The organism is Rhodococcus sp. BH5 (assembly GCF_027583855.1).
GTDB classification, from domain to species: domain Bacteria; phylum Actinomycetota; class Actinomycetes; order Mycobacteriales; family Mycobacteriaceae; genus Rhodococcus_F; species Rhodococcus_F qingshengii.
Window position 1 is genome coordinate 402,800 of the sequence record NZ_JAJHVW010000002.1, and the last position, 25,127, is coordinate 427,926.

Sequence of the window (25,127 nt, forward strand, 5' to 3'; positions counted from 1 at the left end):
CTTACACCAACATCAGCGCGGGAGAAGCGACAAAGCGCTGGAGCTCCCGAAGGAAGGTCGCACCCAGGGCTCCGTCGATAACCCGGTGATCGCACGAGAGGGTCACGGTCATCACGGTCCGGGCAGAAACACTGTCACCGACCACCACCGCGCGCTTCTCCCCCGCACCTACGGCAAGGATCGCTCCCTGGGGCGGATTGATGATCGCGTCGAATGCCTTGATCCCGAACATGCCGAGGTTGGACACCGTGAAGGTTCCGCCCTGGAATTCTTCGGGACGAAGTTTGCCGGTCTTCGCCTTGGTGGCCAACGAGAGCACCTCACCCGAGATGTCCGCCAACGACTTGGTATTCGCGCTACGCACGATGGGCGTGATCAGCCCGGTCGGAAGTGCAACTGCCACCGAGACATCCGCCGACGCGAATCGAAGAACCGAGTCGTTCGCGGCATCGAACTGGACGTTCACGTCCGGCACCTTCATCAGTGCAGCCGCGCAGGCCTTCACGATGAAGTCGTTGACCGACAGCTTGACCGCCGGGACAGTCGAATTGATCTCCTTGCGCAGAGCGAGGAGCGCATCGAGCTCGAGATCCGCCGTGAGCCGGAAATGGGGAGCCTGCTGCTTGGACGCCTGCAACCTGCCCGCGATTGCCGATCGCATGGGCGTGAACGGAATTGTGTCGTACTCGGGTTCGACGGCAATGGTTCCCGTCTCAGCCGCCGCCTCGGGCAGGAGCTGCGCGGAACGAGCGGCGTCGTGCACATCGGCGACGCAGACGCGCCCCCGCGAATCCGTCGGACGACAGTCATGCAGGTTGACGCCCAGTGATCGGGCAGTTCTGCGTGCGACCGGGGTGGCAGGCACGGCACTGTCGTCGGCGGTCGATCGCAGCGGGAGGCCGGATCTCGCGGCCGGCACTACCGGCGCAACAGTGCCACCGGCGTCACGAATCGCGTCGTCGATGTCGCGGACACTGATCCGCCCGAGGGGACCGGTACCCACTACGGCGGCGAGATCGATTCCGAGCGATTCGGCACGTCGGAGTGCGCGAGGACTCGCAAACACGTCGCTCTGCGTCGTGCCCTGCAGAACACTCGGTACGACGGTGGAACCGGTTGGTGCAGGTTTCGCTGCAACAACCACCTTCGCAGCCGGTGTAGCCGCAGGTGTCACGGGAGCCGCCGGCGCAGCAGCTGGTGACGGTGCCGGCTCTTCCGCCGGCGCGGTTGCGCCGCGAGCGGCGAGGAACTGCTCGATCTCCGCATCCGTCGTGGACGCATCGGCGGACACACCGATCACGGCACCGACGGGCAGAGTCTGCCCCGGTGTGCCGACGATCTTGCGGAGAACACCGTCGAACGGCGCCTCCAGCTCGTTGGTGATCTTGCTGGTCTCGATCTCACAGATCAACTGGCCCTTGGTGAACGAGTCACCTTCCTCGATGAGCCACGCGTTGACCAACCCCTCCTCCATGGAGAGCCCCCATTTGGGGATGTCGATAGCTTTGATGTCAGCCATGATCAGGCTCTCACCAGCTTGCGAACCGACTCTTCGATGCGCGCCGCGTCAGGCAGCCAGGCAGTTTCGAGGGTCGGTGAGAACGGAACCGGAGTATGTGGCGGCGTGATCAGTTCGATCGGCGCTTTCAGGTAGTTGAATCCCTTGGTGGCGATCAGCGCGGCCACGTCGTGCCCGAAACCGCAGCGGGCGGCGGATTCGTCGACGATCACGACGCGACCGGTCGATGCGACGGATTCGAGGATGCCGTCCTCGTCCAATGGTGAGACGGTACGAGGATCGACAACCTCGACCGAAATACCCTCGGCGGCCAGCTTGTCTGCTACGTCGTTGGCGCGGTTCACCATTGCGGACAACGCGATGATCGTGACGTCGTCGCCCTGCCTGGTGTAGTTGGCGACACCGAACGGAATCGCGTACGGCTCGTCCGGCACCTCGCCCTTGAGGTCGTAGAGCACCTTGTGCTCGCAGAACACAACGGGATCGTCGTCCCGGATGGCCTGGATGAGTAGGCCTTTGGCGTCGTAGGCGTTGGACGGCGCGACCACTTTCAGGCCAGGCACCGCGGCAAATACGTTGTACGGAGACTGAGAGTGCTGCGCAGCGGCGGAGAAGCCTGCGCCGATCATGCCTCGCACCACCAGCGGGGTTCTGGCCTTGCCACCGAACATGTAGCGGAACTTGGCAGCCTGGTTGTAGAGCGCGTCGTAGGAGACTCCGAAGAAGTCCATGAACATCAGCTCGGCGACCGGCCTCAGTCCGGTCAGTGCGGCTCCGGCAGCCATTCCGATGATCGCGGATTCGGTGATCGGGGTATCGATTACACGCTCCGATCCGAACTCCGTCCACAATCCCTTGGTGACACCCAGGACACCGCCAAATGCCTCGATCTTCTTCGTCTCCAGATCGGGATTGGTACCGGCATGCCCACCCCGTACGTCCTCACCGATGAGAACGACGCTCGGGTCGCGTTGCATTTCTTGGGCGATGGCCTCTTTGACGGCCTCGCGGTAGGTCTTCTTCGACACGTTCTCGGCTTCCACGCTTGTCATCTCGGGCTCCTCAGTACGACACGTAGACATCGGTCAGCAGATTCTCGACGGGTGGATACGCCGCGGCACGCGCCTTCGCTACCGCCTCGTCCACCAGCACTCGCGACTGCTCGTCCACCGCGTCCAGATCAGCGGTGCTGACCTTCTTCACATCCACGCTGCTACGGAAATTCTTGAGCGGATCCTTGGTTTCCCGTAGTTGCGCAACCTGTTCCGCCGTGCGGTACAGCTGCGCGTCACCCTCGAAGTGGCCGTGCCAACGGAATGCCGCCGCCTCGATCGTGGTGGGGCCACCGCCGGTCCTGGCGCGCTCCGATGCTTCCGCCATCGCGTCGTAGACCGCGAAGAAGTCGGTGCCGTCCACCTTGACGGCAGGCATTCCGAAGGATGCAGCGCGGGCGGCGATGTCGGGTGCGCCCACCGCGTAGTCGGTTCCTGTTGCTTCACCGAATCCGTTGTTCTCGATCACGAAGACGATCGGAAGATCCAGCACCACAGCCATGTTCATCGCCTCGAAGACGGTTCCCTGGTTGGATCCACCGTCTCCCGTGAACGACGCAGCGATGACACCGTTTCGAAGCGTCTTGCCACTCAGTGCAGCGCCGATCGCCAACGACGGGGCTCCGCCGACAATCGCGTTGGCGCCGAGCATTCCCACGGACAGGTCGGCGATGTGCATCGAGCCGCCCTTACCGCGACACAGGCCGTCGTCCTTGCCGAAGATCTCGGCCATCATGCCGTTCAGATCGCAGCCCTTGGCGATGCAGTGCCCGTGACCGCGGTGAGTGGATCCGATGTAGTCGGCGTCGCTCAGGTTCTCGCACACTCCCACCGCGATGGCTTCCTGGCCCGAGTAGAGGTGAATGAAGCCGGGGATGTCACCGGTTGCATTCTCTTCGTGCAGTCGATCCTCGAACGCACGGATGCGCGACATCTTCTCGTACGCCTTCAGCAATGCATCCCGGTCCAGCCCTGAATGAGGCTTGGCGCCGGTCCTTTTCGATCCTGGGGTTGTCGGCTTCTGCGCCGTCCGTTGAACCACAGACACACTCCTCGTTCTCGATCACTCGTCGCCATGCAGTGTCGTGTAGGTCACGGGCGAAGGGAAAGAGTTGCGTGAGGTTGCCGGGAGTTGCGAAGGGTTGCAGCTGTTGACTTTCGAGCGTTGATTCAGGCGCCGCTCAGGCTGCCGCGTCTGATCTTGGCCAGCGCGCGGTGTTGGGCGAGTTCGACGGCGCTCGTTGTCGTTCTCAGTGACAGCGCCGTCTCGCGCACGTCGAAGCCGACAACGATGCGAGCTACCAAGACGTTGCGTTCTGCGGCCGACAGATCACCGAAGGGCAGAGTGAGTCGACTGGAGGCGGGTAGCGAATCGATTTCGCGACTGATCGCGTCGTACAGGTGCGCGAGGAACGCTTCTCCGGCACGTCTACGTCGCCGAATGTCGGACAGGACGGATCGGCAGATACCGACGGCAATACGATCAGCGTCGAGCGGTCGCAGTTCGGCACGACAGCGCCGCGTCACCAGAGGCACGATGCGTTGAAGGAGTTCTGCAATCGCGTCCCGATCCCCTCGGGACGCATCGTCGGCAACACTGTCGATCGAACGTCCACCTGCCCTGCTTGTCATTCCGATCTCCCCCTGCTTCGGCTCTTGGTCGAATTCCCGACTACTGCTCAGGTTTTGAAGTCGCTAGGGGCGTATCGGCTCGGGGCAGATCCCGGTTTGTTCCCCGATGATGTTGATCTCGGCGTTGGAACGAGGGTCAGCGCCGTAGTTGATCTGGTCGGTGCACTTCTCGGAGGGCTCGACGGCATCGGGCGGGAGCGGCGCCGGGCACGAACCCATCTGCTCTCCGATGCTGTTGATCTCCGCATTCGAACGAGGGTCACCCACATAGTTGATCTGATCGGTGCACTTGGTCGACTCGGTAGCCGGACCAGGGGCCGCAGGGGCAACCGCGCTGGTCGAGACCGGGGTCCAGGCCGGCGCTGCTCCGCCCGCCGGGACTCCGGGGGTGGAAGCGTCCGTACCGCCGCCCACCGAGTTCGAGCCTTCGACTGTCTCCGAAGTGGTCGCTGCGGTCAGCGGCGGTGGGGTCGTAGACGCCGCAACCACCGATGTAGTCGTCGGTTCGTCTCCTGGAGCGCTGTTGTCATCACTCGAACACCCTGTCATCGCGCACACCACCCCGATCGTCAGTACGGCGAGCAGCACTCGCAGACGCCGAGTCTTGTTGGTCAGCAATAGTTCAGGCATTTGCTCTCACACTCCTCGATACGCGGATCAGCTCGTTCCGCCCAAGCGGTGAACACCGACGTGACTCACTCTAGGAGCCTGATTCCATCGGTTTCGTAACAGAATTCCGTCGGTCGCGTACCAACTCTCGACGGTCCTGACATTCATACGATTACGTAACGGTGGGTGGCAAAACTCCGATATCGAGATCACCTGTGATCGTATGAAAACGCACATGCCGATGAGAGGGTTCGCAGCGGCCGGGGAGGGGAACGTGTTGTATCGGAGTGACATCTGCGGCGGTCGATCAGACCGTACTCGCAGCCTGTTCGGTACAGCGCTCGCGGCAGCAACCCTCGGAGCGTCCGTGATCACCGGCTGCGCGTCCACCCAGGGCGTTGTGATCGAAGGCGATGTCGCTTCCACCGGGTTGCCCGTCACACAACCTGCAGACCTGGCCAGACGGGTTGCCGAAAACTCGAGGTTGGGCCGGGCGCTCCTCGACGATCCTGGGGTGTCCGAGGGAGTGAAGACAGAACTTCGGTCGTGCCCTGACTGGTATCCGATCTCGGTCGGGTCCATCCTTCTCGATCCAGGCGCACCGCGTATCGTGCCGGAGACCGAACTCGTCGTCATGAATGTGTATCCGTGCCAACCGGCCCACCAACCCGGGACCGGAGTGTCGATTTCGGTCAACCTTGCCGGCTACGTCTACCGCAGCGGCAAGGCCGGTTCGAGTGAAGACGATCCCGAACTGGGTGAGCGCCTGTTCTCCGTCGAAGAGCGCGGAAAGTTCATCGTCAGCGGTCAACGCGCCGCGAGTTTGTCTGTCCTGGAAACGGATCCGCGGCCACCGGAGTTCGAATGTTGCCCCCGTCCACCGCTTCGGACCGAGTTCTACTGGGATGGAATGGAGTTCATCCGTGATTGATCGCCGTCGCCGCGCGATGCTCGCCGGTGTTTGCCTGCCGGTCGCGTTTGCTCTCGCCTCCTGTTCCACCGAGCCTGAATCAGAACCCACTCCGAATATCGCAGCATCACTCGACCCCTCGGATCTCTCACAGGGCTTGAGCATCGATCCTGTTGCCCTCCTCAGAGCAGACCCGGAAGTGTCCGATGCGGTCAAGGACAGTCTCCGACTGTGCGGTGATGCGAACTTCCCCTACGAAATCCGGTACTCCCCCGTGACAGGCGCCGTTTGGCAAGATGCCGTCGTCAATGTCTTCACCTGCGAGTCTGTCGGCATCTGGGGACGACCGGCCCCACCGGTCAGCTTCATGGTCGCCGGATTCGTCTACCAGATCGACGAATCGGGCGCTCACAAAGTCTTCGGAGTGCAAGACCCAGGACGCTACGTCGTCGGCTCAACCGGAGGATTGTCGGTTATGGTCGACCTGTGCAAAGACCCCGGCATTCCGGAGTTCTGTCAATCGTCGACTGCATACAAGTGGACCGGTGAAGGGTTTGAGAGTGTTCCGTTCCCATGAAAGCGAAGGCCGATGACCGATCCGTTGATTTTGCTGGTCGAAGACGACGCTGTCATCCGCGAAGCAACGCAATTGAATCTCGAACGCAACGGGTTTCGGGTGATCACCGCATCGGGTGGGTTGACCGGAATGGATATGGCGGTCGACGCCAAGCCGGATATCGCCGTCCTCGACGTGATGCTTCCCGACCTGAACGGAATCAGCCTGTGCCGGCGCATTCGTGAGGAACTGTCGGTGCCGGTCATCATGCTGTCCGCGCGCGACGACCCGGTCGACATCGTTCTCGGATTGGAAGCCGGTGCCGACGACTACGTCACCAAGCCCTTCGACAGCGGTGTCCTGGTGGCCCGTATCCGAAGTGTGCTCCGGCGGGTCGAATCCCATTCCGGTACGGAGAAAGACATCGTGACTCTCGGCGATCTGGAGATCGATCGCGAGTTGGTGACCGTCACGCGTTCGGGCGCCGAAGTGGCTCTCACGCCCACCGAAATGAAGCTGCTCCTGGTCATGGTGAGTGTGCCGCGCAAAGTCTGGTCTCGCTCCGAACTGCTCTCGGACGTCTGGGATTACGACTGGGGCGGCGATACGCGCATCGTCGACGTTCACGTTCAGCGATTGCGCACGAAGATCGGCTCCGAACAGATCCGGACCGTCCGGGGGTTCGGCTACACGATGGACAACCATCGGTGAGATCGCGGGATCTCGCCGCCAAGCTCCCGTCCACCGGGAGGCGGTTGTCGTTTCAGTGGAAGATCGCGGCGGCCATCACGTTCGTGATCGCCGTCGCCTCGATCACGCTCAGTACCGTGATGCATCAAACCTTTTCACACAACCAAGAGGATGCAGCGCGGGCGGCAGCTGATCGCAATCTCCAACTAGTGCTGCAGGACGAAACGGGCAGCATGCGTGCGCTGTTCCGCGCCACCACAGATGGTCTCGACGTTCCGGAAGAGTTGCGTCAGGCCGTGGTGGGCGGCAAACGTGCCACCTACCTTGTCGACAGCGGGGACCAGCCATTTGTCTGGGCTGCTGCCGACGTCAACACTCAGGTGGTGGCGATTCGCGTCCCGTACACCGCGCAGCGGGAATCGATCGCCAGCGTCGATCGGACACTTCGCAACGCCACCATCGCAGTGATCGCAGCGGGTGGCGTCCTGGGTGTGCTGCTTGGACTCGCGATGTCGTATCGATTGCGCTCGGCCGCCCGTGCGGCTCGCAAAGTGTCTACCGGAGCGGACATCCGCGTCCGCTCGGTCACCTGGTCGCTTTTCGACGACGAGATCACCGAGCTGGCGGATGCGGTCGACGCGATGTCCGATGCTCTACGGGGACAATTGGACGCCGAGAAGCGCGTGACAGCCAACATCGCGCACGATCTCAGAACACCCATCTCCGGACTGGTCGGCGCCGCAGAGCTCCTGCCACCCGGTAGGCCAACCGAATTGGTGCGCGACGGCGTCCATAAACTCAGGAGGCTCGCCGAGGACGTCATCGAAGTGGCACGCCTCGACACCACCTCCGAGCAGGCTGACATCCAATCGGTGGAACTGGCGCCGGTGGTGCGTCACGCGATTTCCACCACAGGAGTCGAGTGTGAAGTGAGTGTTCACGGCACCCCCGTGTCGTACACCGACGCGCGCAGACTGGAGCGGATCATCGCCAACCTGATCTTGAATGCTCGCAATCACGGAAAGTCGCCGATCAATGTCCACGTCGACCACTCCCGCATCACGGTCCGGGATCGGGGCGTCGGGTTCACTGAAGAGTGGCTTCGCCAGGGGCCGAAGAGATTTCAGACCAACTCCGTCGAACGCGGCCCGAACTCGGGCCTGGGCCTCGGCTTGACGATCGTAGTGGGACAAGCGGCGGTCATCGGCGCTCGTATCGACTTCGCGAACCATCCGAACGGGGGCGCGGTGGTGACGATCGACCTCCCCGAATGTTCGGCAGACGAGTTCGATTGACACCGAGGCAGTTCGGTCGATCGGCCGGGACACAGGGTCCCGGCCGATCATTGGTGGTGTCTCGGACTCAAACCTGTCCGACAGCGACTCCGGTGCGAACGTCCGGTGCACCAAGGCGCGCCGCATCAGCGGTCAGGTCATCGGGCTGCTCCTGAGATTCCCGCTCGGCTGCAACACGCAACCGGTAGTGTTCGATCTCCTCGGCAATGTGCTCGGGAGTCCAACCCAGCACCGGCGCAACCAGTTCGGCTACTTCCGCTGCTGCCGCGTCGCCGCGATCGGTAACCTCGATGGAGATGCGGGTACGACGGGTAAGGATGTCGTCGAGATGCTGTGCACCCTCATGGCTCGCAGCGTAGTGGATCTCCGCCTTGAGGTACTCGGGGGCGGAGTCCAACGGCTGCCCCAGTTCCGGTCGCGCCTCGACGAGTTCGAACAACTCGTCAGCCAGAGTGCCGTACCGACCCAGTAGGTGCTCGATAGTCGAAACGTGCAGTCCCGTGCGCTCAGCGGTGAGATGCCGATTGTTGTGCGCGGCAAAGTAGCCGTCGGCACCCACAAGTTGGATACGCTCAGTGCAGGACTTCGGCACCTTCTGTTCCAATCCGTGCACCGCGGAATCGACAGCGTCCTTGGCCATCACGCGGTAAGTGGTGTACTTGCCACCGGCGACCACCGTCAAACCTCGGACCGGACTCGACACCGCATGCTCACGCGAGAGAGTGCTGGTCGAATCTGATTCGCCGAACAGCAACGGACGCAACCCCGCGTACACACCGACGACGTCCTCGTGCGTCAACTCGTCCTGAAGGAGCTTGTTGACATGTCCGAGGATGTAGTCGATATCGCTTCGGCTCGCTGCCGGATGGGCGAGGTCGAGGTTCCAGTCGGTGTCCGTCGTACCGATGATCCAGTGGCTTCCCCACGGGATCACGAACAGCAGACTCTTCTCGGTCCGCGTGATGATTCCGGTAGAGGAGTTGATGCGGTTTCGCGGGACGACCAGGTGCACACCTTTCGAAGCGCGAACCTGGAATTGCCCTCGCCCACCGACCATTTCCTGGATCTCGTCGGTCCAGACCCCGGCGGCGTTGATGACCTGACGAGCACGGATCTCGAACGCGCGACCCGTTTCCAGATCCACGGCCTTCACCCCGACTACGCGGTCCTCCTCACGGAGAAAGCCGATTACGCGGGTGCTGTTCACGCACAGTGCGCCGTATTCGGCTGCTGTGCGCGCCAGCATCATCGTGTGGCGGGCGTCATCTACCTGACCCTCGTAGAACTTGACCGAACCCCGGATAGCAGAGCGCTTTCCGGACGGGAACGATTCGAGAGTCTTCTTCTTGCCCACATGCTTGTGGTGTGAGGGAACCCCGCGGCCTGCGCCCATCACGTCGTAGACGCCGATGCCCAGACCGACGTACGGCCGGTCGATCAACTTCTCGAGTGGGTAGATGAACGGCACCGGCTTCGCGAGATGCGGGCACAGCGAATTCAGAACCAACGACCGCTCACGCAGTGCCTCGAACACGAGCGCAAAATTGAACTGCTCGAGGTAACGCAGTCCGCCGTGGAACAGCTTGCTCGACCTGCTCGAGGTTCCGGACGCGAAGTCGCGAGCCTCCACCAAGCCCACCTTCAGACCGCGAGTTGCGGCGTCGAGCGCGCTACCCGCTCCGACCACGCCACCGCCGATAACGAGGACGTCGAGTTCGGTTTCTTCCAACTTCTTCAGCGACTCCGCCCGCGAGGACGGACTCAATGCTTGTGCTGTGCTCATGAAAACTGTTCCTTCACTTGAAAATAGGTAGAAATGGGGGCGCCGCGATCAGTCTGCGTCGACCCAGTCGAGTGTCCGAGTGACGGCTTTCTGCCAGCCTGCATACAGGCGCTCACGCTCGGCCGAATCCATCGACGGCGTCCAGCTCTTGTCCTTCGCCCAGTTGCTGCGAATGTCGTCCTCGCTCTCCCAGTACCCGACCGCGAGACCAGCGGCGTACGCAGCGCCCAATGCCGTGGTCTCCGCAACGACAGGGCGGATCACCTCGACGTCGAGCAGATCGGCCTGGAATTGCATGAGGAGTTCGTTCGCGACCATTCCGCCGTCGACCTTGAGAACCTTCAAGTCGACACCCGAGTCGAGGTTCATCGCCTCGATCACCTCACGACTCTGGTACGCAGTCGCTTCGAGCACCGCCCGGGCAAGGTGCCCCTTGTTCACGAACCTTGTCAGACCGACGATCGCACCGCGTGCATCCGCGCGCCAATGCGGTGCAAACAGGCCTGAGAACGCGGGCACGAAGTACGCGCCACCGTTGTCGTCCACAGAGCGCGCGTTCACCTCGATGTCGGCCGCGTTGTCGATCATGCCGAGGTTGTCTCGAAGCCACTGGACCAGCGAACCGGTCACGGCGATCGATCCTTCCAGTGCGTAAACCGTTGGCTGCTCACCGATCTTGTAACAGACCGTCGTCAACAAGCCGTTCTTGCTCATCACCTTTTCGGTGCCGGTGTTGAGGAGCACGAAGTTGCCGGTTCCGTAGGTGTTCTTCGCTTCTCCGGGCGAGAGGCAGGCCTGACCGAAAGTCGCTGCTTGCTGATCGCCGAGGATTCCGGCGATCGGCACGCCGGACAACGTTCCGCGTTCGCGCACGAATCCGAAAGTTTCGGACGAGCTGCGAATCTCGGGGAGCATCGATTCGGGGATGCCCATGTCGGCGCAGATCGCCGAATCCCAAGCGAGAGTGTCGAGATCCATCAACAGAGTGCGCGACGCGTTGGTGGGGTCGGTAGCGTGCACTCCGCCGTCGACGCCGCCGGTCATGTTCCACAGCACCCAGGTGTCCATCGTGCCGAAGCACAATTCGCCTGCTTCGGCCTTCTCGCGCGCGCCCTCGACGTTGTCGAGAATCCACTTGACCTTGGGGCCCGAAAAGTACGTGGCCAACGGCAATCCGGTGACTTCGGTGTACTTCCTGGGGCCGTCTTCGCCGGCGAGTGCAGTACAGATTCGATCGGTGCGTGTGTCCTGCCAGACGATGGCGTTGTAAACGGGCTTTCCGGTTGCTCGTTCCCAGACCACTGCCGTCTCACGCTGATTGGTGATGCCGACGGATGCGATGTCGGCCGCGGTCAGATCTGCGTTGGCCAAGGCGCCCGCGGTGACGTTGCGGACGTTGTCCCAAATTTCGATCGGATCGTGTTCGACCCAGCCTGCCTGCGGAAAGATCTGTGTGTGCTCGTGCTGTTCGACAGCGACTACGTGCCCACTGTGATCGAAGATCATGCATCGCGTGGAGGTGGTTCCCTGGTCTATCGCGGCTACGAACTGCGCCATCGTGCTACCCCTTTGGTGTCGAAGAAAGTGCGAAAGATTTACTGTCAGAGATGATGATTCGCCATCAGGCCGGTATCGTGGCCGGCTCCTCGGCTGCCTTCTCCACCGACTCGTCAGGCAGGAATCGACCAATCAGCTTGTCGTAGAGGAACACCCCGATCGGAGCGCCGATCAGCGGCCCCACGATGGGCACCCAGAAATACAGGCTCCCGTACTGATCTCGCCAGGCGCTGCCGTAACCGGTGAGATACGACGCCAGCCGCGGACCGAAGTCGCGGGCCGGATTGATGGCGTAACCCGCGTTGGTCGCCCATGCGAATCCGATTGCCACCACGATCAAACCGACGACGAAGGGCGCAAGATTCGCGAGCGGCGGAGTTCCCCGAGTATCGGTCACCGCAACGATGAGGAACAACAGGATCGCCGTGCCGATGATCTGATCTATCAGCGCTGATCCCAGACTGACCGGGAGCGTTCCGTTTCCGGGCATCGTCGAGAAGATCGTCTGAGTCGCCGTTGTGTGTCCGGGATCGATGGCATTGAGCATGTCGTTGTAATTCCACCGGACGATCAGGGCCGCGACAAAGGCTCCAGCGGTCTGCGCCAGCGTGTAGGGCAGGACCTTGCGCCAGGAGAATCCCCGGAAGATCGCAAAGGCGAAGGTTACTGCGGGGTTCAGATGAGCACCCGTCACCCGGCCTGCGACATAGATGCCGAACATGACGCCGAGTCCCCAGGCCCACGCGATACTGTCGTGTCCGCCGAGACCCCCACCGCTCCCGCCGGACACAACCTGCGCCACAACTCCGACGCCGAACAAGATCAAGATCATCGTTCCGGCGAACTCGGCTGCCAACTCGCCTGGAAGCCCTAATCGCTTGGCTTTCTCCATCCCCACCCTCACTTCGTTGTGATGCATGTCATAGTTTGGATTGCTGCACCCGTAGCGTAAAGCCCTTTGCACATTCACGCATAGCTCGTGCACATATGTGCAAATACCCCATTTGCGCACCGTAACGCGGGTAACAGACACACTTCTGGGACTTTGCGTGATCGAGCGCCTCGGCCTGGGCCTACTCGGATAGGATTCGGTTCAATGCTCTTGCACGTACGTGCAGACAGGACGAACCCATGGAAACTCCCACTTCGGACTCCGCTACCTCCGATCCGGCGGACCCGCGCATCGCCGACGCAGTTCAGGCCGCACGCCTCTACTACTTCCAGGACCAGACCATGGCTGCCATCGGCCGCGACATGGGGGTGTCCCGATCCACCGTCTCCCGATTGATCACCTACGCGCGCACCTCGGGTCTCGTCGAGATCAAGATCAGCACCCCGCACGGCCAGGCTCCTCGCATCGAACGCGAGTTCTCGGAACGGTACGGAGTGCGCGCCCACGTGGTGACCGTGCCGGAACTGGTGGGAGATCTCGAGCGACTCGAAAAGGTCGCAACCTTTGCCGGACGCCTGCTGGCGTCGTTCTTCGACAGCGACATGGTGATGGGGATCGCCTGGGGAACCACTCTCAGTGAAGTCAGCAAGCACCTTGCCCCCAAACGCACGTACAACTCGTACGTCGTGCAACTCAACGGCGCCGCGAATACTCGCACCACCGGGATCTCTTACGCCAGCGACATCATCAGAACCATCGCCGACGCCTACGGTGCTCTGCCACAAGGATTTCCGGTGCCTGCCTTCTTCGACTACCCGGAAACCCGGGAGCAACTGTGGCGCGAACGAAGCATCAAACGCGTCTTGGACATGCAGAAGCGAATGGACCTGGCAGTCTTCAGCATCGGCGTACCGGGCGGCAACGTACCGAGTCACGTCTACACCGCCGGATACCTCGAACCCGATGAAGCAGAAGCACTTCGACGCGACGGAGTGGTCGGCGACATCGCAACCGTCTTCTTCCGGTCGGACGGGAGCTACCGCGGAATCGAACTCAACGAGCGCGCGAGCGGCCCGCGACTGGACCTTTTCGAGAAGGTCGCCAGGCGCGTGTGCATCGTCGCCGGAACAGCAAAACTGCCGGCTCTGGAGGGAGCACTACGGGGCGGGCTGATCACCGATCTGATCATCGACGACGTCAGCGCCACCGCGCTGGTGTCCTGACCGCTGCACCAGCTTCTCGATTCCGTCGAGAAGTAAACCGAGCGAGAAACTGAAATCGAAGGCATCGTCGCCGGCGGCCTCACCCTCCGGGCTGCCGTCCTCGAAGCCGCCTTCCTCGATTGCTGCACTCAGGTAGGGGAATCCCTCCCGATTGATGACACGAGCAATGAGAGCGCCGTATGCGACGTCGTCGTCTGCCGACTGCGCTGAACGAGAAGCCAGGTCAGCCGAGAATCGAGCGCGGCCGATGACGAACAACGACACGTTGGTCACCACCTGGAACTTCGACGCGGCGCTCAGGGCGACCCCGTCGAGGGCGCTCAGACCCGCGTCGAGCCACGCCATGTTGTTGGGCCCGGTCGGTGGAGCCGTGATGGGCAGCTTGAGCCACCACGGTCGACTCAGCATCGTGGCATACTCCTGATTCGCCCACGCCTCGAGCTTGACGCGCCAGGTCACGCCGTCGGGAATCACCGGCGGCGGCCCGATCACCCGATCCGAAATCAGTTCGATCAGTTCGTCTTTGCTTGCCACGTAGCGGTAGAGCGACATGGTCGTGAACCCGAGCGCTTTGGCCACGCGGCCCATCGACAGAGCGGTGACGCCTTCTGCGTCGGCCAATTCGATCGCGGTGTCGAGAATTTGCTCGAGACTGAGCCCCTTCTTCGGACCCCGCGTTCCCGGCTGGTCCAGTCCCCAGGCCAGTTCAACTGCTCTCGGTAGCGCTCCGCGATCCATAAGCTCCCACTCTTCACTCTTGCCATCATCCTAGAACTGCGTACGCTATAAACACGAGTTTATGACATACACAGTTCTTACTTGGAGGTCTCGATGTCAGGAACGATCCCCGCAATCTCGGTCCGCGGACTCCGTAAGCACTACGGCGATCAACAGGTACTGGCTGGACTCGACCTGGCGGTCCCGGCCGGATCGGTGTACGCCCTCCTCGGCGCAAACGGCGCCGGAAAGACCACGGCCGTAAGAATTCTCACCACCCTCATCCCCTTCGACGGAGGCGAGGTCATGGTCGCGGGGCATTCACTGCCCGGAGATCCACAGAACGTTCGGCGGCGCATCAGCGTGACCGGGCAGTACGCAGCCGTCGACACCTTGCTGACTGGATTCGAGAACCTCACCCTACTGGGCGAACTGAATCACCTGGGCCGGAAGAACTCCCGTCGCCGTGCCGAGGAATTGCTCGACCAGTTCGTTTTGACGGACTTCGGCGACAAACGCGCCGGTGACTACTCGGGCGGCATGCTCAGACGACTCGACATCGCGATGAGCCTCGTCGCCCGACCGGACGTCGTCTTTCTCGACGAACCCACCACCGGCCTGGACCCGCGAAGCCGCCACGACATGTGGTCGATCGTTCGAGGACTCACAGCGTCAGGCGTCACCATCTTCCTCACCACCCAATACCTCGACGAGGCAGACGAATTGGCCGATACGGTCGGCGTGCTGAGCGGCGGCCGCATCGTCGCCGAGGGAACACCGGACGAACTCAAACGCCTTGTTCCCGGCGGCCACGTCGCACTGCAATTCGAGAACCTGGCTCAACTCGAACTCGCCGCGGCATCACTGCCGCAGGCGCATTCGAATGCCGAGACCTTGACCCTGCACATCCCTTCCGACGGGGCAGTTCCGTCGATCAAGGCGATCCTCGACTCGATCGACGATCCGTCGATCACCGTCGAGAAGTTCTCCGTTCACACTCCGGATCTGGACGACGTGTTCTTCGCGCTCACCGGATCAGGCCAACCCGAGATTGCGAGCGTTCGATGACCTCCACCATTGCAATCGATTCCGCGGTGATGCTCCGCCGGAATCTCAAACACGTTCTGCGCAGTCCGGATTCGATGATCACCGCGATAGCCCTTCCGGTCATGCTCATGCTGCTGTTCGTCTACGTCTTCGGCGGCGCCATCAACACCGGTAGCGAGTACATCGACTACGTCGTGCCAGGAATCATCCTTCTGTGCGCCGGTTTCGGCGCCTCGACCACCGCGGTCAGCGTCTCGAGCGACATGAAGGACGGGATCATCGACCGTTTCCGGACCTTGGCGATCTCTCCGTCGTCGGTCCTGACCGGTCATGTACTGGCCAGCGTCGTCCGCAACGTCCTGACTACGGCGATCGTGGTCGTCGTTGCGCTGATCATGGGATTTCGCCCGACAAGCGATCCGTTGCGCTGGCTCGGCGTCGCCGCTGTGATCGTCGCCTTCGTCTTTGCCATGTCGTACCTCTCGACAGCTTTGGGACTCTTGGCCCAGAACCCGGAGGCTGCAAGCGGATTCACCTTCGCCATCATGTTCCTGCCCTACGTCAGCACTGCTTTCGTACCGGCTGAGACCATGCCGTCCTGGCTGCAGGGGTTTGCCCGGCACCAACCGGTGACTCCGATCATCGAGACTGTGCGCGGACTCCTGATGGGCACGCCGATCGGGAACAGCGCGGCCATCGCCCTCGCGTGGTGCCTGGGCATCGCCGCCGTGGGATTCGTGTGGTCCAACTGGCTCTACCGACGAAAGACCGCGAGCTGACCACACAAGAAAGCCCCACACCTGACGGTGCGGGGCTGCTTGTGCTGTGCGCCTTTATTAACCGCGGGGGGTTAATAAAGGCGCACAGTGGATTACTTGGCGTCCAGCAGATCGATCACGAAGACCAAGGTCTTGCCGGAAAGCTGGTGCCCTGCACCGGCGGGGCCGTATGCCAGCTCCGGCGGAATGGTGAGCTGACGGCGTCCGCCGACCTTCATGCCCGGGATGCCGTCCTGCCAGCCCTTGATCAGGCCACGAAGCGGGAACTGAATGGACTCGCCACGGCTCCAGGAAGAGTCGAACTCTTCGCCGGACTCGAACTCGACACCGACGTAGTGAACGTCGACGGTGCCACCGGGAACGGCTTCGGCGCCTTCTCCGACAACCAGATCCTTGATGACCAGATCGGTCGGCGCGGGGCCTTCCTGGAACTCGATTACGGGCTTGCTACTCATGGGTCCTCCTCGTTGAGGCGAAATGTTGGGTACAGAAGACTAGCGGGTGGTGATATCGCTAGGTCACGCGTCAGCGGGACGTGATGTCTCTGTAGTCACGCTCGGTGTAGCCGGTGTAGATCTGGCGCGGGCGGCCGATCTTCGTAGCCGGATCCTCGTGCATTTCACGCCAGTGCGCAATCCAGCCGGGCAGACGGCCCATGGCGAACAGCACCGTGAACATGCGCGGCGGGAAGCCCATCGCGCGGTAGATGAGGCCGGTGTAGAAGTCGACGTTCGGGTAGAGCTTGCGCTCGATGAAGTAGTCGTCCGTGAGGGCGGCCTCTTCGAGTTGCATTGCGATGTTGAGCAGTTCGTCGTCGCCGCCGAGCTTGGCGAGGATGGTGTGCGCGGTTTCGCGGACCAGCGCAGCGCGCGGATCGTAGTTGCGGTAGACGCGGTGCCCGAAGCCCATGAGCTTCACGCCGTCTTCCTTGTTCTTGACCTTGCGGACGAACTCGGCTGCGGTGCTGCCGCTGGCCTTGATCTCGTCGAGCATCTCGAGCACTGCCTGGTTGGCGCCGCCGTGCAGCGGGCCCCACAGTGCGTTGATGCCGGCCGAGACGGAGGTGAACAGGTTGGCGTCCGACGAGCCGACCATGCGCACGGTCGACGTGGAGCAGTTCTGCTCGTGGTCTGCGTGCAGGATCAGCAGCATGTCGAGTGCCTTGGCGACCTCGGGATCACCCTGGTACGGCTCGGCGGGGAAGCCGAACGTCATACGCATGAAGTTCTCGACCAGGTTCAACGAGTTGTCCGGGTACAGGAACGGCTGTCCGACGGACTTCTTGTACGCGTACGCAGCGATGGTCGGCAGCTTCGCGAGAAGACGGATGGTGGACAGTTCCACCTGCTCCGGATCCTCGGGATCGAGCGAATCCTGGTAGTACGCCGACAATGCGTTCACTGCGGACGAGAGAACCGGCATCGGGTGAGCGTTGCGCGGGAATCCGTCGAAGAACCGCTTGAGGTCCTCGTGAAGCAGGGTGTGTCGACGGATGCGGTCCGTGAAGGACTCGAGCTGGGCGTCGGTCGGCAGTTCGCCGTAGATCAGCAGGTAGCTGACCTCGATGAACGTCGACTTACCTGCCAACTGCTCGATGGGATATCCGCGGTAACGCAGGATTCCCTTCTCACCGTCGATGTAGGTGATTGCAGAACTGGTGGATGCAGTGTTCACAAAACCGGGGTCAAGGGTGGTGTACCCCGTTGTGGCCAGCAGCTTTCCCAGCTCGATGCCGTCATTGCCCTCTGTTGCCCTGGCAATGGACATCGTGTACTCACCACCGGGGTAAGTAAGCGTGGGCTTTGTGTCATTGTCAGCGGGCACGAAGGATCCCTCTCAAGCTCGAACCAACGAGTAACTACATGCGATCAACTAGAAACTAGTCGCACGGGAGAGATCGTGCCGAAGGAGGGTCGCTCCACGGCTATTTTTCGGGTACTCACGAACCCGACATACCCACCGAAACTGAAACATGTTCCAGTCTGGGCTTTCCCATTCGCGTGACCGGTACTCCAGTCTACGGAATCGCGCATTTACCCACACTGATCTGCAAATCTCGGCTGCAATTCGAGAACGGGAGCAACGTCGGACCTTCCGGACCACTGACACGGGGTACCGAAAACCGATTGTTATCGGCTGATGCCTACCTGGTGTTACACGATCCCACGGTATGAGAGCCGGATCACAGCGCCTTGATGCCCCAGCTACCCGTCCAGGTCTGACCCGGATGAAGCACCAGGAGATCGATGCCCGAGTTGAAGGCGTCAGGCGGGCAGGTCATCGGCTCCAAAGCCAATGCGCGGCCGCGATCGGGATACCCCTTGTCGTTGGCGGGATCTGCGATGAAGGCCTGAATCCACGGGAACTCGCGGTTGGTCCACAGGGCAGTGCCCGTTCCATCCGGAGCCAGCAGCTCGTGTTGCGTGCGACCACTGCCGTCGACGACGTCCAATGCGCTGTACGGAGTGTCCAACTGCACCCCGGCAAGCAGTCTCGGTGTCCGGAAGTCGTAGTCCGTACCGGCGACTGCCTGCGAATACGCGTTCGGCAGCATCCTCGCCGGATCGATCGGCAACCGTGTGCCTGCTGCCAGATGCAGAGCACATTCGTCGAGCGGAAAGTCGCCGGCGCGAATGAAGGTGTGCATTCCGAGCCCGAACGGCGACGAGGTCGCACCCTTGTTCGTGGCCGTGTGCGTGACGGTCAGTCCGTCGGCACCGACCTCGTAGGCGACCGTCAGCTGCAACGGATAGGGCCAACCCTTGTGAAGTCCCACGTCGACCGACAGTTCGACGCGCTCGTACGTGTGGTCCACGAGGCTCCAATTGCGACGCCGGACGAACCCGTGGCTCGCGTTCCCCAGCGCAGGTTCGGTGATCTCGAGTTGATGCTCGATCCCGTCGAACATGAAGTGCCCGTCGCGAATTCGGTTGGGCCACGGCGCGAGAACCAATCCGGCCGACAGCGGTGGCTTCGATCCGAGTGCCCAGGTCTCGGTCAGCGCGCGCTGACCGTTCGGTCCTTCGTGATCGAGTAGCCGCAACCCGGCACCGGCCGCGGCGATCTCGGCTCGATAGCCTCCACCACGGATCTCGAACCCTCCCCTACCCGTGCTGTGCGGCGCAGTCATACGTACCAGTTTCCACCACGAGCGACCGGTTAACCAGGACGTCAGACGGCGCGTCCCACCTTGTAGCGAACGAATGCCGGAAATGCGAGGGCAGAAAGGACAACACCGACAATCACCAGGAAGCCGCCGCCCGCTGCCGCGACACCGGTCCCGAACAGGAAGGCTGCACCGCCGTGCAGCACGTCACCGATACGCGGACCACCTGCCACGACCACGATGAATACGCCCTGCAGTCGTCCGCGCATGTCGTCGGTTGCCACTTGCTGGAGCATCGTGCTGCGGAAAGCCGCCGAGACCATGTCGACGGCTCCGCCGAATGCCAGGAATGCGACCGCCACCCAGAGCAGAATCACACTGGAACCGGGACTCGCGAAGTACACGGCAACGCCGAAGCCGACCATGGACAGCCCCCACAGCGCGATGCAGACCAGAACGGCTCGCCCCTGGTACTGAACCCGTGGCAACCAACCCGAGAAGACTCCGCCCAGAACGGCTCCCACCGACATCGCCGCGAACAGCAGTCCCAGCGCAAAACCGCCGCTGGCGGGATCACCGAAGGATTCGTGGGCAATCTCCGGGAACAATGCTCGCGACATCCCGAACACCATCGCGATGATGTCCACCACGAACGACGCGAGCAGAACCTTCTGCGTCGCGAGATACGTGAAACCGCCGAGGACCTCGCTCAATCCGGCTCGCCGAGACGTTCCGGTCGGCGGAATCGCCGGGAGCTTCCATACCGCCCACAGTGTGGCGAGAAGAAAGATCGAGTCGAGCAGGTACAGCAGTTGCAGACCGGCCGACGGTATGAGGACACCCGCCAGTAGCGGGCCGGCTATCGCACCGAACTGCACGACAGTCATGTTCAGCGAGTTCGCGGCAGGTAACTGCCTGCCCGGAATCAACCGAGGGATGATCGCCGCTCGCGTCGGCTGGTTCACCGCGAAGAACGCCTGTTGAACCGAGAACAATCCGAGCACCAACCACACGTTGTTCACGTTCAGGGCAGCCTGGATCCAGAACAGCACCGACGTGACGCCGAGTCCGATCGAGGTGATCATCAACAGCCGTCGTCGATCCATGACGTCGGCCAGTGCGCCGCCCCACAGACCGAAAACGACCAGCGGGACCAGACCGAAGATTCCCGTCAGACCGACGTAGGCCGAGCTTCGGGTGATCTCGTACACCTGTTGCGGTACGGCGACCACGCTGAGCTGAGCGCCGATGACGGTGACGATGCCGGCCGTCCACAGCCGTCGATAGTCGCGATTCTCGAGCGGAGTCGTGTCCGCGAGTAGCCGGCTCACGGCTGGAGACGGACGGCGGACCACTGTCCGTCGACCAGGCTCGTGCGAACTCGATTGTGCATGCGGTTCGCGCGTCCTTGCCAGAACTCGACAGACTCGGGCCGAATCAGAATCCCGCCCCAGTTCGGTGGCACCGGAATCTCACCGTCCACGCCGAATCGAGCAGCGACCTCACGCAGTTGCTCGTCGAGATCGGCACGCGAGTCGATCGGACGAGACTGCGACGACGCCCACGCGCCGAGCTGTGAACCTCGAGGCCTGGTTCGCCAATACTCCTGCGTCAGTTGAGCACTCACCCGCTCGGTGGTGCCGCGGACGATCACCTGCCTGGCAAGGGTCAGCCACGTGAAGTTCGCCGACGCGTACGGGTGGGCGTCGAGGTGACGAGCCTTGTCGGATCCGTAGTTGGTGAAGAAGAGGACGCCGTCCTCGCTGAGCCCTTTGCAGAGCACGGTGCGCGACGCCGGACGGCCACCGTCGTCCACCGTCGACAGAGTCATGGCGTTGGGCTCCGGCGCGTCAGCTTCGACGGCGTCCACGAGCCATTGGCGCATGAGGGGCAGCCAACCGGTTTCGACAACCGAAGTATCCAATTCCGCACTCATGCGGTCCTCGACGGACTCCGATTCGCTGCCTGCTTGCGGATAGCCCACACGCATGGCCGCGAGTTCGTTGTCCACCGCCTGCGGGTCCTGACGTTCATTCGACACAGCCGAGAACGCTACTCCCGGGTACTCACTGGCCAACGGCTACGCGGCACGCGCTAAAGTTTGCCGTGGCTAGACCCGACCCGGACCGCGAGCCGCACCAGCGACAGCGCCGAATCGGGACGAGACGATTGCGCAGTACAAAACACGGTGCGTGCTCATCCCTGCGAGCACCGAGGCGCAGTCACTGAAGCTGAGGCAGTGCGACTGTAGACCTGGCGCACTCGAACGAGGAGAGTCCACGAGAATGGCAGCGAGCGCAGCAATACCGGACGATTTTGTGAGCGGACTCGAAGGCGTCGTCGCCTTCACCAGCGATATCGCAGAACCTGACAAGGACGGCGGCGCACTGCGCTACCGCGGAGTCGACATCGAAGACCTGGTCGGCCAGAGGGTCACCTTCGGCAACGTATGGGCCCTTCTCGTCGACGGCCGCTTCGGCCCCGGCCTCCCGCCGGCCGAGCCGTTCCCCCTCCCCATTCACACCGGCGACGTCCGTGTCGACGTTCAGGCCGGACTGGCGATGCTGGCTCCCATCTGGGGCTACCAGCCGCTCCTCGACATCGATGACGAGACCGCCCGCGACCAGCTCGCCCGCGCATCCGTCATGGCGCTGTCGTACGTCGCGCAGTCCGCTCGCGGCATCTACCAGCCGGCAGTCCCGCAGAGCCGCATCGACGAGGCCAAGACCGTCACCGAACGCTTCATGGTTCGCTGGAAGGGTGAGCCCGATCCGGCACACGTCGAGGCAATCGACGCGTACTGGGTCTCGGCAGCCGAGCACGGCATGAACGCCTCCACCTTCACGGCCCGCGTCATCGCCTCCACGGGCGCCGACGTCGCGGCTTCGCTTTCCGGCGCCATCGGCGCGATGTCCGGCCCGCTGCACGGCGGCGCACCGGCCCGAGTTCTTCCGATGATCGAAGAGACCGAGAAGACCGGCGACGCCCGCGCACTGGTCAAGGGAATCCTCGACCGCAAGGAAAAGCTCATGGGCTTCGGACACCGCGTCTACCGCGCCGAAGATCCCCGTGCACGCGTGCTCCGCGCCACGGCCAAGCGCCTCAACGCTCCCCGCTACGAGGCTGCCGCAGCTCTCGAGCAGGCTGCACTGGCAGAACTGCGTGAGCGTCGTCCCGATCGCGCGATCGAGACCAACGTCGAGTTCTGGGCCGCCGTCATCCTCGACTTCGCCGAGGTTCCCGCGCACATGATGCCTGCCATGTTCACCTGTGGCCGCACCGCCGGCTGGTGTGCACACATCCTCGAGCAGAAGCGTCTCGGTAAACTGGTACGCCCGGCCGCCATCTACACCGGCCCGGCGCCCCGTACTCCGGAGTCGGTCGAGGGCTGGGACCAGATCAGCCACGCGTAGTACCCCGCTCGAATTCGCCAATCACGGTAGTACAGAACACAAGTGAAGGAACAGAAAGAAGCGATGACCTCCACACCGATCATCCCCGCCGACCTCAAGCCCGCCGACGGACGCTTCGGCTGCGGTCCTTCCAAGGTTCGCCCCGAGCAGCTGCAGTCCCTGGTCGAGGTGGGCGCTTCGGTGTTCGGCACCAGCCATCGCCAGAAGCCGGTCAAGAACGTTGTGGCCAGCATTCGTTCCGGCCTCGCCGATCTGTTCTCACTGCCCGAGGGCTACGAGGTCGTCCTCGGCAACGGCGGAACCACTGCGTTCTGGGATGCGGCCGCATTCGGCCTCATCCGCGAGAAGTCGCTGCACCTGACCAACGGCGAATTCAGCTCCAAGTTCGCTTCGGTCGCCAAGGCCAACCCGTTCATCGGTGACCCGATCGTCGTTTCCGCCGATCCGGGCAGCGCACCGGTGCCGGTCTCCGACCCGTCCGTCGATCTCATCGGCTGGGCGCACAACGAGACCTCCACCGGTGTGTCGATCCCCGTCTCGCGTCCCGCGGGTTCGGAGAACGCACTGATCGCCATCGACGCCACCTCGGGCGCCGGCGGACTTCCGGTCAATGTCGCCGATTCCGACGTCTACTACTTCGCTCCGCAGAAGTGCTTCGCTGCAGACGGCGGACTGTGGATCGCGCTGATGAGCCCGGCCGCCCTCGAACGCGTCGCGGAGATCAAGGATTCGGGACGCTGGACGCCTGACTTCCTCTCGCTGCCCATCGCCGTGGACAACAGCTCCAAGGATCAGACGTACAACACCCCGGCCCTGGCCACCCTCTTGCTCTTCGCCAACCAGATCGAGTGGATGAACAGCAACGGCGGCCTCGACTGGACTACCGCTCGCACCGCGGATTCGTCCTCGCGCCTGTACAACTGGGCCGAGGCCAGTGAGTTCGCAACGCCGTTCGTCGCTGATCCGGCACACCGCTCGCAGGTTGTCGGCACCATCGACTTCAACGACGACGTCGACGCTGCCGAGGTGGCAAAGATCCTGCGCGCCAACGGAATCGTCGATACCGAGCCGTACCGCAAGCTCGGCCGCAACCAGCTGCGCGTCGGCATGTTCCCGGCCATCGACCCCGATGACGTCACCGCTCTCACCAAGAGCATCGACTGGGTCGTTTCTCAGCTCGGCTGATTTTCACATTTGCTTCACCGCTCGGCCCCCGGCATGACGTCGGGGGCCGAGCGTCGTTTGCGCCAGGCCTTGTGAGCTACCACACCGGTGGGCGGATCCGAGGTCATCTCGCCCTGCGTGTCCTGCCGAGTCCATGGTCACGAATGAATTACAGTTGAGCGCGGCGCAAAGTCGCGAGCCGGCGCGATAAGGAGGTCAATGTGCGAGAGCTTCGAGTGATCGGACTTGAACCCGATGGATCGCATGTGGTGTGCGCAGATGCTGAAACCGGCCAGAAATTCCGGCTTCCCGCCGATGACAAACTTCGTGCAGCTTCCCGCGGAGACGTGGCTCGACTCGGCCAGATTGAGATCGAAATGGAAAGCCAACTCCGTCCCCGCGAAATTCAGGCGCGCATTCGTTCCGGTGCTTCCGTAGAGCAGGTCGCCGAAGAAGCGAAGATCCCCATCAGCAAGGTCGAGCGCTTTGCGTACCCCGTTCTGCTCGAGCGCTCCCGCGCCGCGGAAATGGCGCAGGGCGGACACCCGGTGCGCGACAACGGTCCGACAGTTCCCACCCTCTCCGAAATCGTGACCCACGCATTCCGCGCCCGCGGCCACAGTATCGACGAGGCCACCTGGGATGCCTGGCGCGACGAGGACAATCAGTGGGTCGCGCAGTTGCAGTGGCAGGCCGGCCGCACCACCAACGCTGCGCACTGGCGCTACCAGCCCGACGCGCACGGCGGAACGATCGTCGCACTCGACGACGCGGCATTCGACTTGATCGATCCCGACTTCGGTCGCCCGCTCCGCGGCCTGGTACCGGTGGTCTCGAACGAACCGGAACAGCTCGAACTGTCCCGATTCGACGTCGAACCGGTGGCGGAGATCGAGCCCGAGCCCGCAGCAGTTTCCGAGCGGACAGCAGTTTCCGAGCGCACAGTAGTCCCCGAGCGGACGGTGGTGGCGGAACGGATCGTGGCGCCCGAACCGATTGCTGTCGAGCCGGAAACCGTCGTCACCGAAGAGGTTCCCGAACCCGCACCGGATGTGACCCCGAAAACCGCTCCGCAGCAGACGCAGACCAAGGACAAGCGCGGACGGCCTGCTCTTCCCTCGTGGGACGACGTACTCCTCGGGGTCCGCAGCAGCGGTCGCTGACCCGAAGGAAAGTATTCTTC

General features: G+C 62.7%; 24 protein-coding genes. 10 read left to right on the forward strand and 14 right to left on the reverse strand.

Translation table 11 applies throughout. The features are described from left to right. Position 1 precedes the first annotated feature (1 nt). The 5 genes from RhoBH5_RS08215 to RhoBH5_RS08235 all read right to left on the reverse strand — a co-directional run bounded on the left by RhoBH5_RS08215 (position 2) and on the right by RhoBH5_RS08235 (position 4,833). A complete protein-coding gene (locus RhoBH5_RS08215) occupies positions 2 to 1,519 on the reverse strand; it encodes a 2-oxo acid dehydrogenase subunit E2 (RefSeq protein WP_270008148.1) in 1,518 nt (505 codons plus the stop codon). 2 nt (positions 1,520 to 1,521) lie between these two features. Beyond that, a complete protein-coding gene (locus RhoBH5_RS08220) occupies positions 1,522 to 2,571 on the reverse strand; it encodes an alpha-ketoacid dehydrogenase subunit beta (protein WP_070385568.1) in 1,050 nt (349 codons plus the stop codon). A gap of 10 nt (positions 2,572 to 2,581) precedes the next feature. After that, positions 2,582 to 3,505, reverse strand: coding sequence for a thiamine pyrophosphate-dependent dehydrogenase E1 component subunit alpha (locus tag RhoBH5_RS08225; RefSeq protein WP_051649553.1), 924 nt, complete (start codon positions 3,503 to 3,505; stop codon positions 2,582 to 2,584). Positions 3,506 to 3,741: 236 nt separating this feature from the next. Beyond that, the gene (locus RhoBH5_RS08230) at positions 3,742 to 4,203 is read right to left on the reverse strand and encodes a hypothetical protein (protein WP_003940038.1); all 462 of its coding nucleotides are present in this window, start codon (positions 4,201 to 4,203) and stop codon (positions 3,742 to 3,744) included. A gap of 63 nt (positions 4,204 to 4,266) precedes the next feature. Beyond that, positions 4,267 to 4,833 carry a hypothetical protein gene (locus RhoBH5_RS08235; protein WP_042451198.1) on the reverse strand — a complete coding sequence of 189 codons (567 nt, stop codon included), beginning with the start codon at positions 4,831 to 4,833 and terminating at the stop codon, positions 4,267 to 4,269. A gap of 253 nt (positions 4,834 to 5,086) precedes the next feature. On the opposite strand from RhoBH5_RS08235, the gene RhoBH5_RS08240 reads away from it, so the two are divergent. From RhoBH5_RS08240 to RhoBH5_RS08255, 4 genes are read left to right on the forward strand one after another with little or no spacing between them, the layout of a single operon-like run. Then, entirely contained in the window at positions 5,087 to 5,743 is a 657-nt protein-coding gene (locus tag RhoBH5_RS08240; RefSeq protein ID WP_233272331.1) for a hypothetical protein, read from the forward strand. Further along, on the forward strand, positions 5,736 to 6,299 hold the full coding sequence (locus RhoBH5_RS08245; RefSeq protein ID WP_054781865.1) for a hypothetical protein: 564 nt from the start codon (positions 5,736 to 5,738) through the stop codon (positions 6,297 to 6,299). The genes RhoBH5_RS08240 and RhoBH5_RS08245 overlap by 8 nt, the downstream gene beginning before the upstream one ends. A gap of 12 nt (positions 6,300 to 6,311) precedes the next feature. Then, complete coding sequence (locus tag RhoBH5_RS08250) at positions 6,312 to 6,989, forward strand: response regulator transcription factor (RefSeq protein WP_003939990.1); 678 nt, start codon at positions 6,312 to 6,314, stop codon at positions 6,987 to 6,989. Next, complete coding sequence (locus tag RhoBH5_RS08255) at positions 6,986 to 8,263, forward strand: sensor histidine kinase (RefSeq protein WP_270008149.1); 1,278 nt, start codon at positions 6,986 to 6,988, stop codon at positions 8,261 to 8,263. Before RhoBH5_RS08250 ends, RhoBH5_RS08255 begins: the two co-directional genes overlap by 4 nt. Before the next feature lie 67 nt (positions 8,264 to 8,330). On the opposite strand, the gene RhoBH5_RS08260 is transcribed toward RhoBH5_RS08255, so the two are convergent. The 3 genes from RhoBH5_RS08260 to RhoBH5_RS08270 all read right to left on the reverse strand — a co-directional run bounded on the left by RhoBH5_RS08260 (position 8,331) and on the right by RhoBH5_RS08270 (position 12,495). Beyond that, on the reverse strand, positions 8,331 to 10,046 hold the full coding sequence (locus RhoBH5_RS08260) for a glycerol-3-phosphate dehydrogenase/oxidase (RefSeq protein ID WP_065351284.1): 1,716 nt from the start codon (positions 10,044 to 10,046) through the stop codon (positions 8,331 to 8,333). 48 nt (positions 10,047 to 10,094) lie between these two features. Next, the gene (gene glpK / locus RhoBH5_RS08265; protein ID WP_003939742.1) at positions 10,095 to 11,603 is read right to left on the reverse strand and encodes a glycerol kinase GlpK; all 1,509 of its coding nucleotides are present in this window, start codon (positions 11,601 to 11,603) and stop codon (positions 10,095 to 10,097) included. A 64-nt stretch (positions 11,604 to 11,667) separates the two neighbouring features. Next, entirely contained in the window at positions 11,668 to 12,495 is an 828-nt protein-coding gene (locus RhoBH5_RS08270) for an MIP/aquaporin family protein (protein WP_003940085.1), read from the reverse strand. A gap of 239 nt (positions 12,496 to 12,734) precedes the next feature. Between RhoBH5_RS08270 and RhoBH5_RS08275 the strand changes: the two genes are divergently transcribed. Then, positions 12,735 to 13,718 carry a sugar-binding transcriptional regulator gene (locus tag RhoBH5_RS08275; RefSeq protein ID WP_007733475.1) on the forward strand — a complete coding sequence of 328 codons (984 nt, stop codon included), beginning with the start codon at positions 12,735 to 12,737 and terminating at the stop codon, positions 13,716 to 13,718. Here the strand turns inward: RhoBH5_RS08275 and RhoBH5_RS08280 are convergent. Beyond that, complete coding sequence (locus tag RhoBH5_RS08280; RefSeq protein WP_007733476.1) at positions 13,653 to 14,456, reverse strand: TetR/AcrR family transcriptional regulator; 804 nt, start codon at positions 14,454 to 14,456, stop codon at positions 13,653 to 13,655. The two genes, RhoBH5_RS08275 and RhoBH5_RS08280, sit on opposite strands and share 66 nt — an antisense overlap. Before the next feature lie 93 nt (positions 14,457 to 14,549). Here RhoBH5_RS08280 and RhoBH5_RS08285 point away from each other — a divergent pair, with 93 nt between their 5' ends. Continuing rightward, positions 14,550 to 15,503 (forward strand): ATP-binding cassette domain-containing protein, encoded by a 954-nt coding sequence (locus RhoBH5_RS08285; protein WP_054827813.1) that lies wholly within the window; start codon positions 14,550 to 14,552, stop codon positions 15,501 to 15,503. Beyond that, positions 15,500 to 16,261 carry an ABC transporter permease gene (locus RhoBH5_RS08290; protein ID WP_058037821.1) on the forward strand — a complete coding sequence of 254 codons (762 nt, stop codon included), beginning with the start codon at positions 15,500 to 15,502 and terminating at the stop codon, positions 16,259 to 16,261. The genes RhoBH5_RS08285 and RhoBH5_RS08290 overlap by 4 nt, the downstream gene beginning before the upstream one ends. A gap of 92 nt (positions 16,262 to 16,353) precedes the next feature. Here the strand turns inward: RhoBH5_RS08290 and RhoBH5_RS08295 are convergent, their stop codons facing one another. The 5 genes from RhoBH5_RS08295 to pdxH form a co-directional block, all read right to left on the reverse strand. Continuing rightward, the gene (locus RhoBH5_RS08295; RefSeq protein ID WP_003940440.1) at positions 16,354 to 16,716 is read right to left on the reverse strand and encodes an FKBP-type peptidyl-prolyl cis-trans isomerase; all 363 of its coding nucleotides are present in this window, start codon (positions 16,714 to 16,716) and stop codon (positions 16,354 to 16,356) included. A gap of 70 nt (positions 16,717 to 16,786) precedes the next feature. Further along, positions 16,787 to 18,085, reverse strand: a complete 1,299-nt coding sequence (locus RhoBH5_RS08300; protein ID WP_003940509.1) for a citrate synthase — start codon at positions 18,083 to 18,085, stop codon at positions 16,787 to 16,789. Between the two features lie 358 nt (positions 18,086 to 18,443). Further along, positions 18,444 to 19,391, reverse strand: coding sequence for an aldose 1-epimerase family protein (locus RhoBH5_RS08305; protein WP_003939677.1), 948 nt, complete (start codon positions 19,389 to 19,391; stop codon positions 18,444 to 18,446). A 41-nt stretch (positions 19,392 to 19,432) separates the two neighbouring features. Then, positions 19,433 to 20,698, reverse strand: a complete 1,266-nt coding sequence (locus tag RhoBH5_RS08310; protein WP_021332219.1) for an MFS transporter — start codon at positions 20,696 to 20,698, stop codon at positions 19,433 to 19,435. After that, the gene (pdxH, locus tag RhoBH5_RS08315) at positions 20,695 to 21,408 is read right to left on the reverse strand and encodes a pyridoxamine 5'-phosphate oxidase (protein WP_007733483.1); all 714 of its coding nucleotides are present in this window, start codon (positions 21,406 to 21,408) and stop codon (positions 20,695 to 20,697) included. The genes RhoBH5_RS08310 and pdxH overlap by 4 nt, the downstream gene beginning before the upstream one ends. Positions 21,409 to 21,652: 244 nt before the next feature. Between pdxH and RhoBH5_RS08320 the strand changes: the two genes are divergently transcribed. The 3 genes from RhoBH5_RS08320 (at position 21,653) to sepH (ending at position 25,107) form a co-directional block, all read left to right on the forward strand. Then, the gene (locus tag RhoBH5_RS08320; protein WP_003940025.1) at positions 21,653 to 22,780 is read left to right on the forward strand and encodes a citrate synthase 2; all 1,128 of its coding nucleotides are present in this window, start codon (positions 21,653 to 21,655) and stop codon (positions 22,778 to 22,780) included. A 63-nt stretch (positions 22,781 to 22,843) separates the two neighbouring features. Continuing rightward, positions 22,844 to 23,965, forward strand: coding sequence for a phosphoserine transaminase (gene serC / locus RhoBH5_RS08325; RefSeq protein WP_007733484.1), 1,122 nt, complete (start codon positions 22,844 to 22,846; stop codon positions 23,963 to 23,965). 200 nt (positions 23,966 to 24,165) lie between these two features. Continuing rightward, the gene (gene sepH / locus RhoBH5_RS08330) at positions 24,166 to 25,107 is read left to right on the forward strand and encodes a septation protein SepH (RefSeq protein ID WP_003940223.1); all 942 of its coding nucleotides are present in this window, start codon (positions 24,166 to 24,168) and stop codon (positions 25,105 to 25,107) included. Positions 25,108 to 25,127: the final 20 nt, after the last annotated feature.